Consider the following 13,475-nt stretch of genomic DNA (forward strand, 5'->3'; position numbering starts at 1 on the left):
GTGCTTTTCGAGATCGACTTTACTTCTAAAAAAAATGATCTGCAAATAAAAAAACCTTCCGTCCAATTAAGGGCGGAAGGTTTTTTAATGAATATTTTTATATGAACGGATTAGCGGTGTGCTTCAATTTCCTTGAGGAAGTCAGCAGGAACTTCGAATCCGGTTGCAATCGCTTTGTCTATGCATTCAACAGCTCTAGCGTAGTCTCCCTTGTCGGAGTAACATAGAGCCAAATTGTTCCATGCGGGACCGAAAGTGTCTGCGAGTTTTACAGCTTTTTCGCAAACTTCAATACAGTCTTCGACTTCACCCTGATGGTAGTAAGCACTTCCAAGTGTAGAAAGAGCCTGAACGAAATTGTGATCGTACTTGATTGCGCGTTTTAGAGCTTGGATGGCTTTTTCTACGTCACCCTGCTGCATGTATACGAATCCAATGTTTCCCCAGGGAACAGCAAAGAAAGGACGCTGCTGTGTAGCCGCGATGTTGTAGCTGAGACAGCCTTTGAGGTCGTCGCGCTGGAAAGCAATTCCGCCAAGCTGAACATATGCTTCAGCCATCTTTGGGGACTCATCAATAGCAGCTAAAAATTCACGCTCAGCTTCCATGAAGTCTCTTTTGGAAAGATATGCAACTCCGAGGTTGTAGCGTGTGTTACTGCAATTCGGGCTTTTTGCTTTTTTATCTTCAAGATCAGTAATGTAATCATCAATATTATCAAATTTCTGCACAGGAGTATCCTCTTAGTTTCGAAAAAGGTTTGAAGTTGATAAGATCAGGCCTTTTTTCCTTCTCTTTCAAGATGCTCGTTATACCAAACACAAAAGTCAAAAATAGGTCTGACTCGTTCAAAGTTCATTACTAGAGTCACGCCGAACTCCGAGGCAGCCTGAGCATATTCGGAGTTTCTATTTGCTTGAACATTTTGCAGGAACTCTTCGCAAAGCTGCTGAGAAGTTCTGCCGGTAATGTCTTTACGCAAGTCAATGGGATCCATCGGGAGCTGGAAGGGGTCCCATTCATCGTATCCAATTTTATCGACAAACTTGCGCCTGCGCGGCGAAAGCTTGGCGTACATCATCTTCTTCTGTTCTTCTATTTCTTCAAACGTTATCTTGCTCACTATATAGCCTCCTCGGAATCTTGACTGATTTATTCAGCTTCTGGAGCGTCACCGAGTGAAACTGTATAATTACAGTTGGCACAGGCACTTTTGTCTTCAGAGCAGGTGCTGCATGCTTCGGAAGGAGCTGCTACCGGAATTTCAACTTCTTCTTTGGCATTGCCTGTGTTTTCTCCTAAATATTCAGGAGTGTAGTCTGTGACAAGAGCCATTGATACAGGAACAATCATTTCAGGCAGAGATTTGAGTTTGGAATTGATACTTTCAGTCAGTTCGGTACTAAGTGCAACGAGTTTAGTCTGAAGAATATCCATGTTGATTGTCGGATAGGACTTGCCGGATGAAAAACCGGACTTGGTGCACGAGTGAGCCTCACCACCAATGTTCATGGGAACACCGTATATGCGGCAGGTGAGAGGTCTGAAATCATATAGTTCACAAAGGTCGTCGTCACCCAGAAGCGGGCATCTGACGCGGGCAAGTGAAATTTCTTTAATGATTTCCTGTGCAGATGTGCCTGTCTGACTGGCTTTGAAGGCTCTTCTTTTAATTTTATGAATGCTTCTGTCGGCAACGTCAGAACGCTGCATCACAGTTGACCGTTTCATTCCGCGGAAAGTTTCATTAAATTTGCGATTCAGGTAAATAGCTTCAACCAAAGTTAGGTCAAAAAGAGCGTGACAGCAGTCGCTGCAACCTTTTCCGCATTTGATGCCGTCATCTGTCTGTTCGGATACTGTTTTGAAAGCCTTGTCCACTTCTGCAACAAGGGCTTCATATTTTTCGAAAATATTGGTGAAGTCCAAAGCTAAACCTCCGTAGAATATATTAATCAAAGAGTTGCGAATTGATTCCGCTTAAACTCATATTAACTAAGTCTTTAATTTCAGCAGTCAATCTTCTGGCTGAAAAAAGTGCATTTTAATGGTAATTGGCAGAGATTTAAAATCTGTAGAGAGAGTCCATCTGCGCGGTGAGATCAAAAGGAAGCAAAAAAGAAATTTAAGTTCCATCGGGTAATTTATACTGAGTGTACTGTGATCTCAAAATTTTTTAAAGAGCAGGCGGAAATCCGGGTAAACCCTGATTCCCGCCTTTAAAACTTGTCAAGACAAAGAACGGTCTATTGTTCTTCGATAGTGATAGCGCCCTGTTCGCAAACTTCGATGCAGGATTCGCAACCAAGACATTCTTCTGCATTTACTGCAACGGCTTTGTTGTCCTGAAGTTCGTAAACTTCGGTAGGACAAACATCAACACATTCACCGTCGCCATTACATTTGTCTGTATCAATAGTGATAGTATAGCCCATGGTGTTACCCTCCAAAAGATTGAATTTTTAGCCACTGATAGTCTGCACTAAAATATGCCATAATGGCTGCGCAGTCTTTTACATAATGGTCGAGCTGAATTTAGTAATTCAACTTACACCCCGATACAGGGCTTTTGAAATTTGGATAGCCACAAGCTTCTCCCGTGTCAAGGAGCCATTGATGAAAAACGCAAGAAACCTTGTGGAGCGAGGATATTCTTTTAGTTCGTTTGGATAAAAAATTAAATGTTATTGCTTTTTTATTTAATGTAATTACCATCTCAAATGTTCGCCAAAATGCACGTAAACGCAGGGATCAGTTCCTCTGTCCCGAAAATTAATAGAGTAAAGTAATCAGGAGATATTATGTTGACTGAAAAGCAACTTGAAAAATATGTTGAAGCCTTATGGTGGGGCCTTACTACCGCCAGAACTAAGCCCTACGAGAAGGGCGACGTTATTATGATCCGTTACGAAGCCGAAGCCTTGCCTCTTGCTGAGGTCGTGTTTAAGAGGCTTATAGACGAAGGCTTGAATCCTGTATCGAGACTAAGTCTTACTCCTTCTATGGAAAAAAGTTTTTACGGTTCGGGAAATGATGATCAGGTTACTTTCATTGCGCCCGGAGATGAAGAATTAACTAAAAAGCTTAACGGGCTTATCGTGCTTCTTGCACCTTCTTCTCTAACTCATCTGGCAGATGTTGACCCGTCACGTATCGGAAAGTCTGCAGTGGCAAGAAAGTTTATTCGGGATATTATGGATATCCGTGAGCAGGAAGGAGAACTCGGCTGGACGCTTTGTTCTTATCCGACCAAAGCTATGGCGGAATCAGCCGGGCTTTCAATCGAAGATTTTACAGCTCAGATTGTAAAAGCTTGTTATCTGGATGATGAAGATCCCGCTGCCAGTTGGAAGGGCGTTTTTAATAAGGCTACTGAAGTTAAAGACTGGCTTAACGGGCTGGATATTGAGTCTTACCGTATTGTTTCCGAAGGAATGGACCTGACAGTCCTGCATGGAGAAATGAGGCAGTGGATAGGTGTTTCCGGTCATAATATCCCCAGCTTTGAATTATTCATATCACCGGACTGGCGTGGCACTTCGGGTGTTTTTTATGCTGACCAGCCTTCATTCAGATCCGGCAACTATGTTGAAGGGGTTAAGCTGACCTTTGAAAACGGTGTTGTTACTAATGTTTCTGCGAAAGAGGGCGAGGATTTTGTTAAAAAGCAGATTGCTATGGACCCGGGAGCTTCACGTCTCGGAGAATTTTCTTTGACGGATCGTCGCTTCTCCAGAATTGATAAATTTATGGCTAACACTCTCTATGATGAAAACTATGGCGGAGAGTTTGGAAACAGCCATGTCGCTGTCGGCGCGTCATATGCCGACACTTATGCAGGAGATCAGACTAAACTTGATGCTGAGTTGAAAGAAAAGCTGGGTTACAATAGCTCCGCGCTACATTGGGACTTAGTAAATACTCTTGATAAAACAGTATATGCCAAGCTTAAAGACGGGCGCGAAGTTGTAATCTATGCTAAAGGTGAATTCCAGCTTTAACAATATATTACAGTGTTTTGTTAAAAATAAATCCCTTGCAGAGTTTTATACTTTGCAAGGGATTTTTTAATTAAGATCAAATTTTGTAAATAGATCTTGAAAAGTCAGGTTTAGAATTTAAACTAAAACTTTAAGTAAACTCTGAGTCCTGACATATAGAATTTATTTTTAGGTTCAACAACTTCTGCCATTGATCCTCCGTACTGAACAGTGTCAGATTTTGATTTGGCAAATTGCCAGTAGCGGAAATATGGTTCAACTCCGACGGAATAAGAATCAAGGTCGTATTCCATGAACATGGAAACCCTTCCTCCACCGCCTTTCATAAATTCTTGAGTATTTTTGGCATCTGAGTATCCAGAACCGGCTTGAGACAGTTTGCTTTTAACTTCTCCACCGAGAAAGAGATCTCCTTCGAGTGTTCCGCCGACAGACCAGTCATCATCCATTTTTGCTATGATGTTTACACCAACAGGCACGTAGAGCTGTTTAATTTCTCTTTCGTATCCGCCGGTGGTTTTTATCTTGTCGTACCAATATCTTCCGCCAATCCCTGTATAAGGAGTCAGGCCGATATCTCCGAAGTCGAATCCTTTACCTACGGTAGCTCTGGCACTGATGAAATAGTCATCAGTATCGCATTTAAGCTTGCTTCCGTCACTGCGCTGTCCGTCATATTTAAGCGAACCTACAACCCCTTCAGCTTCCACGTTCACCATAATCAGGTGCTCCGTGAAATAGCCGGTCCATGATCCGAATCCGCCATTCATAATGCCTTTTTCGTGCATTATATCTGGTTCATCATAATACATGTACATTCCCTGATAACCAAGTTTGAACTCGTTTGTCGGGAATAATGGTTTTTCTTCGCAACTTGCTGAGCTTGCCAGCAATAGAATGAAAAGTGCGAAAAATGTAATTATTTTTTGCATAGGCATGAGTGTAAAAACATGTTTATAAACATGTCAATTTCTTTGTTGATATCAAGTTCTTCTTCAAAAAAAAGAGAATATTGCGCGAGCCCGAAAAGGCTGGAGTAATAAAATGCTGAGGCTACCGCCGGTTTTAAATCCTTACGGAAAACGCCTTCATTAATTCCCCGTTCAAAAATCAATTCAACTTGTTTGATAAACTTAAACTCTTCATTTTTATACTTGAGTTTGAAGGGCATAAGTTCATCTGACCATTCGGTTTTATTGAAAATTATTTCAAATGCTGTGCGAAAATTTTTGTCAGAAGTGGCATGGTTAAGCCATATTTTCATAAGGGTGACAAGAATTTCTTCTGGGGAGGATTTGTCATCAAATTTAGAAAAAATAATGCTTTGAACGGGAAGAAAAGCATGATCAAGCAGTTTTTCGAACAGGTCGGTTTTATTTTTAAAATGCCAGTAGACTGCGCCCCGGGTGACTCCGGAATCCTCAGCAATATCTTGCAGTGTTGTTTTAGCATAGCCTTTAGTGCTGAATACTTTAAAAGCAGACGAGAGCAAGGCTTGTCTGGTCTTTTCTGCTTCTTCTTTGGTCTTACGCGCCATAATTCATCCCGTTTATATGTATATAAAAATTAGTCACTGACATAATAATTATCTTTTATTACAGACTCGGAGGGATTTGTCATCCTGCTGAATTTTGTCAGTATCTTAAATTGATAATAGTTCAATTTGATTTTTTTTTGAAAGCTTTTTTATTTTTATATGAAAATTAAAATACCCGCGTGGATAAATCCACACGGGTATTAAGTTTCTATTAATGGTGTCGTATTAGAAACGAACAGGAAGCGCTTTTTCCAGAGCGGAAAGCACTTTTGCATGTTCCTTATCTACTTCTTTATCCTTCAGAGTTTTTTTGGCGTGACGGTAAGTCAGGCGGAAGGATATATTGCGTTCTTTGTCCTGTCCTTCCGGGGTGAAGACAGTAACCAGTTCGACTGATTCAAGCAGTGGCAGTTTCAGTCCGAGAATTGCCTTTTGGATTGCCTCAGCATGAAGGGAGACAGGGGCTATTGCGGTTACGTCTCTTCTTGAAGGAGGGAAAACCGGGAGCAGAGCAAATTGGATATCATGATTCATGACTTTTTCACGCAGGAGCTCGGCATTGAGGTCTGCCATCCAAATTTCCTTTTTAGCATGATATTTGTCAGCGATATCAGGTTTGATCATACCCATGAATCCAACTTCGTCGTTGCCGCATTCAATTTTGATGCAAGGTTCAAGATATGAGTGGTCTTCAACGAGAGAAACTTCAGGAGTTTCCAGTTTAAGGTCACAAATAAGATGTTCAATAAGCCCTTTAACATCGAGGTAGTCGGCGTCGCCGTGTTCATGCGGCCATTCAGCAGCATTTCTCTGTCCTGTGAGCATGACGCCTATTCTGGTCTGCTCACGGGTGTTTGTGTCGGACGTAGTATCTTCCACAAAGTTTTTAGCGATTTCAAAAATTCTGATATGAGTATTGCCCTGTGCCAGATTATGGCGGACAGTATTCAGCATTCCCGGAGCAAGCTCGGTACGCAGTACATTCTGATCTTCACTTAGCGGGTTTGCTATGTGAACTCGTCCTTCGGTGGGAAGTCCAAGCAGATCCAGATCTTCATCACCTACAAAGCTGTAGTTGATAGCCTCATGCAGGCCTACACCGCGTCCCCATTGCTTAACTCTGCGGAAGAAGCCGTAAGGTGTATCGGCTAGTACTGCTGAATCAAAAGTTTTGGAAATGCGTGGAAGAACGGAAGGGATTTTATCCATACCGAAGAAACGCGCAACTTCTTCGTAAAGGTCAGCCTCACGTTCGAGGTCAAGTCTGAATGAAGGAGTGGTTACTTTCCAGCGGTCTGCGTCGGAGTCATTTACTTCGAGTCCCATGAGGGTGAACGCATTCTTGCTGAATTCCGGATCAAGTGAAAGTCCGAGCCATGAATTACAGCGGGCATGGCGATAATCATGAGTGCGGGTCTGCCAAGGTGTCGGTTCGTTCTTGGCAACTCCTGAAATAACATTTGCACCGGAGAGTTCACTCATAAGCTGAGCTGCTCTGTTCATTGCAAAAGTATTAAGCTGCTGATCTACGCCGCGTTCGAATCTGTAAGAAGCCTCAGAAGGCAGAGATAGTCTGCGGGCTGTTTTACGGATTAATCCGGGTCTGAAAACTGCGCTTTCAAGGACTACATTTTTTGACTCATTGCTGATCTCAGAATTCATGCCGCCCATAACTCCGGCAAGAGCTACCGGGCGTTCAGAGTCCCAGATAAGAAGATCGGCATCTTTAAGAGTCCGTTCCTGCTCATCAAGAGTGGAGAACTTAAGTCCTTCGGAAGCAAGTCCGACTCTGATGGAATTGCCTTTCAGCAGATCGCGGTCAAACGCGTGCAGAGGCTGTCCAAGTTCAAAAAGAATATAGTTAGTAACGTCAACGATATTGCTGATGGGTCTAACTCCGACTGAAAGAAGGCGGAAACGCATCCAGTCAGGGGAGGGTTTGATAACAGCGCCTTCAAGAATTCTGGCCTGATAAAGAGGGCAGAGTTCTGGATCGTCGATATTAATTTTCAACATATCTGCTGCGTTGCCGCCGGACTCAATAAGATTGAGCTTGGGCATGGTAAGCGGCAGGTTGAAGCCGAGAGCTGTTTCTCTGGCGATACCCAAAATAGAAAGACAGTCAGCTCTGTTAGGAGTGACTCCAAGGTCGAGAATTGTTGTCTCGAGGTTCATCGCCTCAACAAAATTCTGTCCAGCTTTCAATGTTTCGGGAAGAACCATGATGCCTTCATGGGCATCAGAAAGTTCGAGCTCTCTTTCGGAACAGATCATGCCGTGAGACTTAATACCGCGAAGCTTAGCCTTTTTAATTTTAAGGCCGCCGGGAATAATTGTCCCGACTTTTGCTACGGGGACATTTTGTCCTTTGGCAACGTTGGATGCGCCGCAGACGATATCCAGAAGTTCAGCTTCTCCGACATCAACTTTACAAACTGAAAGTTTATCAGCTTCAGGGTGCGCGCCACATTCAACAATGTGTCCGACAACTATGGGAGAGATAGCTTCAAAAGGATTGTAAATTTCTTCCAGCTCAAGGCCGAGCATAGTCAGTCTGTCGCCAAGCTCCTGAATTTCGCCTTCGTAAGGAACGAAATCGCGTAGCCATTGCATGCTTAAAAGCATTGGGGGCCTCCGGCGGTCCGGTTTTACCTCGTAAGGTGCACGGACCAGAAAATTTTTATGAATATGTTCGTGAAAGGGGAACAGTCTTTAAAATAATATTGCAGGACAGGATAAAAAAATCCTGTCCTGCAAGCCCTTAGCAAGGGTTAGGAAAACTGTTCTAGAAACCGGATATCGTTTTCAAAAAACATACGCAGATCGCCGATGCCGTATTTCAGCATAGCAACGCGTTCGATACCTAGTCCGAATGCGAAACCGGAATATTTTTCGGTGTCGTAGTCGACCGCTTCCATGACGTTGGGGTCCATCATTCCGCAACCAAGAATTTCAACCCAGCCTGTCTGTTTGCAGACTCGGCAAGGTTTACCGTCGATATGTCCTTTTCCGCCGCACATAACGCAGGAAATATCAACTTCCGCGCTAGGTTCGGTAAATGGAAAGAAACTTGGACGGAAACGAACTTCTGTTTTCGGTCCGAAAAGCTGATGAACGAATGCGGTAAGCGTGCCTCTGAGATCCGCCATACTGACATTTTGATCTACCAGAAAGCCTTCGATCTGGTGGAACATAGGGGTATGGGTAAGATCTGAATCCCGGCGGTATACTTTACCCGGAGCGATAGCAGCCAAAGGAGGATTTCTATCCTTCATGGTGCGAATCTGCAAAGGTGAAGTATGCGTGCGCAGCAGAATAGAGTCTGAAATATACAGAGTATCCTGCATGTCCCTTGCGGGGTGCTCAGGCGGAATGTTCAGGGCTTCAAAATTGTACCAGTCGTTTTCGACTTCCGGTCCGGTTACGACTTCAAAACCAAGTCCGACGAACACATCACAAATTTCATCCATCACCAAAGTGACAGGATGGAGTGATCCTTTGTGAGGAGTGCGACCGGGCATAGTCGGGTCGAAACGGGATAAGCTCTCTGTTATGGCAGCTCTTTCAAGCTGGGACTGCCTTCCCTCTATCAGTTCTGTGAGAGCTGTTTTGACTTCGTTGGCTTTTTTACCTGCGACGGGTTTATCTTCACTGGAGAGGGAGGGAAGACCGGACATAATCTTGGCAAGGCGACCCTTGCGGCCAAGGTTTTCAATCCTGAGTTCTTCCAGATCTGATAAAGAAGAAGCCTGGTCCAGACGAGCTTTACACTCCGGGACCAGGCTTTCCAGTTCCTGTAGCAGGGACTTTGCGTCCGACATCTTTAGCTTACCTGTGCTCTAGCTAGCTCAGCGATCTTGGCGAAAGCAACAGTGTCGCTTACGGCCAGGTCAGCCAGAATCTTACGGTTGAGTTCAATACCGGCCTTGGAAAGGCCATTGATGAAACGACTGTAAGACATATCATTCAAGCGAGCGGCGGCATTAATACGCTGAATCCAAAGTTTCCGCATTTCACGTTTACGAACTTTACGTCCGACGTAAGCCATGCAAAGCGAACGTTCTACACGTTCTCTAGCGGTACGGTACAGAGTGCTACCGGAACCACGAAAACCTTTGGCCATCTTTAAATATTTTTTGTGCCGCTTCTTAGCAGCCATACCACGTTTAATTCTCATTCCGAATCCTCCGAAAGGCCACCCGTATGCATCTAAGCACGGGTAGGAATACTATTAATTTAAAAAAGAGCTTTATGCGTAGGGGAGCATGCGTTTGACTTGACCAATATTGGCGCTGTCAACGAGTGTGCTCTGACCTAATCTGCTCTTACGCTTTGCATTTTTCTTTGTCAGGATATGACGAAGACCCTGTCTGCGGCGCTTGAATTTTCCAGTACCAGTTTTAGTGAAACGCTTTGCAGCGCCTCTTCTAGTTTTCATTTTTGGCATTTTCTATCCTCCTTGGGATATAACCGACAACTTAGAGCGTCGGACAAAACCTTATTTTTTTATAGGAGCCAACATCATGTTCATGGTGCGGCCTTCAGATCTAGGCGCCTGGTCCATTTTGGCGATATCCTTAGTATCTTCTCTGACGCGTTCCAAGACAATCAACCCTCTGTCCTTGTGGACGATTTCCCGTCCTCGGAAAAATATGGTGACCTTGCATCTATCACCGTCATCAAGGAAACGGCGAATATGCTTGAGCTTTGTCTGGTAATCGTGCTCATCGGTTTTTGGTCGAAACTTTACTTCCTTGATCTGGATGACAGTTTGCTTCTTTTTGGCTTCCTGCTTGCGCTTCTGCTGCTGATACTTGAACTTACCATAGTCCATAATCTTGCATACAGGTGGATCTTCCTTTTCTGCAACTTCTACCAAATCAAGTCCTCGGCTCATAGCTAGTTCAAGCGCATCAGCTGTTGAAATTACTCCCAACTGCTCGCCTTGATCATCAATAACTCTAACCTGAGGAACTCGAATACGTTCGTTTCGTCGGGCTCCGTCTTCCCTGCGATAGGGGCGCCTGCCGTCTTTATGAAAAGCTATAGCTCATGCCTCCGCGTTTGAATGGTTCGTTGATGGCGGTCGAAATAAGCTCTGCCGCTTCATCAAGAGGCTTGAGTCCCGGGTCTTCCCCGTCGCGGGCCCTTACATTGACCGATTCCGCTGCGACCTCGTTGTCGCCGATTATCAACATGTACGGGATCTTTTCTAATTGAGCTTCCCGTACTTTGTAGCCCAATTTCTCATTGCGTATATCAACCTCAGCACGAATGCCCTTTTCTTGCAGAAATCGCAAGACTTTTTCGGCGAATTCGTTCTGAGTGTCAGTAACAGTAAGTATTTTTGCCTGAACAGGAGATAACCAAGCGGGCATTGCTCCACCTGTGTGTTCGAGCAGGACTCCGATGAATCTTTCAATGGAGCCGAGGATGACGCGATGTAGCATTACTGGTCTGTGTTTCGCACCGTCTTCGCCCACATATACTAAGTCGAACCTGTCTGGCAAGGTAAAATCACACTGAATAGTAGCACACTGCCAACGACGGTCAAGCGCATCTTTGATAATTATGTCGATTTTGGGGCCGTAAAAAGCACCATCACCTTCATTAATTGAATACTCCATGCCCATTGTATCGAGTGCATCTTTCAGTGCAAAAGTAGCTTTATCCCAATCTTCTTCGGAACCGATAGCCTTTTCAGGCTTGGTGCTGATTTCAGCTTCATAGTCAAATCCGAAAAGTTTCATTATATCACCGACGAATTTTGCTACGCCGATAATTTCATCTCTGAGTTGATCCTGACGGCAGAGAATGTGTGCATCATCCTGAGTAAAGGAGCGCACTCTCAACAATCCGTGCAGAACACCTGATTTTTCGTGGCGATGTACGACTCCCAGCTCAAAATAGCGCTGTGGAAGGTCGCGATAGCTGCGAATTCTGGATTTAAAAACCAGCATGTGAGAAAGACAGTTCATAGGTTTGATGCCGTATGCCTGATCGTCAATCTCAGTAAAATACATATTTTCACGATAGTTGTCGTAATGTCCGGAGCGTTCCCATAGTTCTCTTTTGAGAATAAGCGGACCCTGAACAAAACTATAACCGCGTTTCAGATGTTCTTTGCGTTCGAAGTCTTCAAGGACAGCTCTGATGAGAGCTCCTTTCGGATGCCAGATGATCATTCCTGCGCCGACTTCGTTGTTCACTGAAAAAAGATCCAGCTGAGTTCCGAGTTTGCGGTGATCGCGTTTTTTGGCTTCTTCGAGGTGGTGAAGGTGTTTTTTCAGCGTTTTAGCATCCGCAAAAGCGGTTCCGTATATACGCTGAAGCTGGGCGCGATTTTCATCGCCGCGCCAGTAGGCTCCTGCAACAGATAGGAGCTTGAAAGCTTTGAGCATACCTGTGCGGGCAACGTGAGGTCCACGACAAAGATCGCAGAAATCGCCGTTTGTATAGATAGAAACAGTTTCAGCGCCGAGGTCGTCAATAAGTTCTACCTTGTAGGCTTCACCCATTTTGTCGAATTTTTCTCTGGCATCTGCGCTGGAAAGCTCTTCTCTTGAAAATTCTTCGTTAGCACCTACACGGCGAAGCATTTCGGCTTCAATAGTCTCAAGGTCTTCAGGTGTAAAAGGGCGTTCGTATTCGAAGTCGTAGTAAAAACCTTTGGCAATTGAAGGGCCGATGGTCACTTTTGCTGTGGGGAAAAGTTTTTTAACAGCTTCAGCCATAAGGTGAGCTGTGGAGTGACGGATTATTTCAATTCCTTCATCAGACGTATCCATGACGGGTTCAAGCGTTGTGCAGTCCGCAGGAACGGGGGATGAAAGGTCAATAAATGAGTCGCAGCATTTTGCCGCAACAGCACTCTTGAACTGTTTTTTAGACAGGGCTTCTTTGAGCACTTCGCCGATTGTGGCGCCTTGCTCTACTTCAATTTCATTTCCTGCAACTAGCATAACAACTCTCTCTCTGCGGAAGACGTTTTATATTGATCCCGTTTGGCGGGGATAAAATCTTAACTTTAAATTCATTAAATATACTGCATCTTGCAACATATTGTTTTGATCTAGCTTGTCATAAGAAAAAAAAGAAAAAGATCAGCGTTGAACTGAAATATTTCATTTTTTATATGACATGGAAGGCGGTATTTTTATCTAATAAGATTTGATAAGTCAAGCTGTATGCGGCGCATCTACTGCTTTTCATTGCACTTGAAGAGCAAAGGCCGTTTTATTTTCGGTTTCGTTAAAGCCCACTAATTCAAATCCTTGCTGATTTTTTTCACAGTTCAGGATTTTAAGAGTGTTACCTTCAAAAACTTCGGAAAGAAAAGCTATACGAATCGAGTTAATGTTTTTCGGGGCAGCGCCGTAGGTCCGAAGGGCATCCATACCCCACCTTAGATATTCGGTGTTGTTAACGTGACCGCTTGCGTCAAGTGAACTGTAGGGGATGCGGAAGTTATTAAGTTCATTTTCAGGTTTGCCGGGGCGGATTCTTTTTAGTTCATCTTTAAATATGGATTTAGTTTTCGGGAGAAGGTCTAAGCCTAATAAATCTATATTCAAGGGTTTTCCTGTTTCGGAATCTAATATCATCCATTCCGAGCTTGCGCGGACAATTTCATTTCCGCTTTCATCGCATCCTGAAAACTCACGAAATGCTCTGAGCCTTTTCGCGCCCTTTGACCATGTTGTGAGAGAAAAGTTTTTTTCCCGACGCGGGAGTTTTTTTATCTCAATACGCATGGATGTCAGCACCCAGAAGCAGTTTTTATCACCTAACTGCGCTACTCCGAACCCTTCACGGTCGGCGTGCATGGTCGCTGCTTCCTGTAATCGGCACATCAGCCAATGGTAATGCATTCTGTCGTCCGGCCCTGTTTCATATGCCGGGACGACAGAGCTTATAATCATGGTATCATTCATCGC

14 protein-coding genes are annotated in these 13,475 nt (G+C 44.1%); 1 reads left to right on the plus strand and 13 read right to left on the minus strand.

Annotated elements, in window-relative coordinates:
• Window positions 1-110: 110 nt before the first annotated feature.
• From BLT41_RS09350 to BLT41_RS09365, 4 genes are all read right to left on the minus strand, one after another.
• The gene (locus BLT41_RS09350) at window positions 111-731 is read right to left on the minus strand and encodes a tetratricopeptide repeat protein (RefSeq protein WP_092160508.1); all 621 of its coding nucleotides are present in this window, start codon (window positions 729-731) and stop codon (window positions 111-113) included.
• Window positions 732-775: 44 nt separating this feature from the next.
• Window positions 776-1,123 (minus strand): hypothetical protein, encoded by a 348-nt coding sequence (locus BLT41_RS09355; RefSeq protein WP_092160509.1) that lies wholly within the window; start codon window positions 1,121-1,123, stop codon window positions 776-778.
• A gap of 29 nt (window positions 1,124-1,152) precedes the next feature.
• A complete protein-coding gene (locus BLT41_RS09360; protein WP_092160511.1) occupies window positions 1,153-1,929 on the minus strand; it encodes a YkgJ family cysteine cluster protein in 777 nt (258 codons plus the stop codon).
• 317 nt (window positions 1,930-2,246) lie between these two features.
• Window positions 2,247-2,435, minus strand: coding sequence for a ferredoxin (locus BLT41_RS09365; RefSeq protein ID WP_092160512.1), 189 nt, complete (start codon window positions 2,433-2,435; stop codon window positions 2,247-2,249).
• A 366-nt stretch (window positions 2,436-2,801) separates the two neighbouring features.
• On the opposite strand from BLT41_RS09365, the gene BLT41_RS09370 reads away from it, so the two are divergent.
• The gene (locus BLT41_RS09370) at window positions 2,802-4,001 is read left to right on the plus strand and encodes an aminopeptidase (RefSeq protein ID WP_092160513.1); all 1,200 of its coding nucleotides are present in this window, start codon (window positions 2,802-2,804) and stop codon (window positions 3,999-4,001) included.
• A gap of 122 nt (window positions 4,002-4,123) precedes the next feature.
• Here the strand turns inward: BLT41_RS09370 and BLT41_RS09375 are convergent, their stop codons facing one another.
• The 9 genes from BLT41_RS09375 to BLT41_RS09415 all read right to left on the minus strand — a co-directional run bounded on the left by BLT41_RS09375 (window position 4,124) and on the right by BLT41_RS09415 (window position 13,472).
• Window positions 4,124-4,813 carry a hypothetical protein gene (locus tag BLT41_RS09375; protein ID WP_139167350.1) on the minus strand — a complete coding sequence of 230 codons (690 nt, stop codon included), beginning with the start codon at window positions 4,811-4,813 and terminating at the stop codon, window positions 4,124-4,126.
• Between the two features lie 107 nt (window positions 4,814-4,920).
• Window positions 4,921-5,538 (minus strand): TetR family transcriptional regulator, encoded by a 618-nt coding sequence (locus tag BLT41_RS09380; protein WP_092160516.1) that lies wholly within the window; start codon window positions 5,536-5,538, stop codon window positions 4,921-4,923.
• Between the two features lie 225 nt (window positions 5,539-5,763).
• The gene (gene pheT, locus BLT41_RS09385; RefSeq protein ID WP_092160518.1) at window positions 5,764-8,163 is read right to left on the minus strand and encodes a phenylalanine--tRNA ligase subunit beta; all 2,400 of its coding nucleotides are present in this window, start codon (window positions 8,161-8,163) and stop codon (window positions 5,764-5,766) included.
• A gap of 146 nt (window positions 8,164-8,309) precedes the next feature.
• On the minus strand, window positions 8,310-9,359 hold the full coding sequence (gene pheS / locus BLT41_RS09390; RefSeq protein WP_092160520.1) for a phenylalanine--tRNA ligase subunit alpha: 1,050 nt from the start codon (window positions 9,357-9,359) through the stop codon (window positions 8,310-8,312).
• Between the two features lie 2 nt (window positions 9,360-9,361).
• Window positions 9,362-9,715 carry a 50S ribosomal protein L20 gene (gene rplT, locus BLT41_RS09395; protein WP_092160521.1) on the minus strand — a complete coding sequence of 118 codons (354 nt, stop codon included), beginning with the start codon at window positions 9,713-9,715 and terminating at the stop codon, window positions 9,362-9,364.
• 72 nt (window positions 9,716-9,787) lie between these two features.
• Window positions 9,788-9,985: a 50S ribosomal protein L35 gene (rpmI, locus tag BLT41_RS09400; RefSeq protein WP_092160522.1), complete on the minus strand. Its 198-nt coding sequence runs from the start codon at window positions 9,983-9,985 to the stop codon at window positions 9,788-9,790.
• A 51-nt stretch (window positions 9,986-10,036) separates the two neighbouring features.
• Entirely contained in the window at window positions 10,037-10,585 is a 549-nt protein-coding gene (gene infC / locus BLT41_RS09405; protein ID WP_092160524.1) for a translation initiation factor IF-3, read from the minus strand.
• Complete coding sequence (gene thrS, locus BLT41_RS09410; RefSeq protein WP_092160525.1) at window positions 10,572-12,500, minus strand: threonine--tRNA ligase; 1,929 nt, start codon at window positions 12,498-12,500, stop codon at window positions 10,572-10,574. The genes infC and thrS overlap by 14 nt, the downstream gene beginning before the upstream one ends.
• Window positions 12,501-12,746: 246 nt before the next feature.
• Complete coding sequence (locus tag BLT41_RS09415; RefSeq protein ID WP_092160526.1) at window positions 12,747-13,472, minus strand: acyl-[acyl-carrier-protein] thioesterase; 726 nt, start codon at window positions 13,470-13,472, stop codon at window positions 12,747-12,749.
• Window positions 13,473-13,475 lie beyond the last annotated feature (3 nt).

Source organism: Maridesulfovibrio ferrireducens (assembly GCF_900101105.1).
In the GTDB taxonomy this organism is placed as follows: domain Bacteria; phylum Desulfobacterota; class Desulfovibrionia; order Desulfovibrionales; family Desulfovibrionaceae; genus Maridesulfovibrio; species Maridesulfovibrio ferrireducens.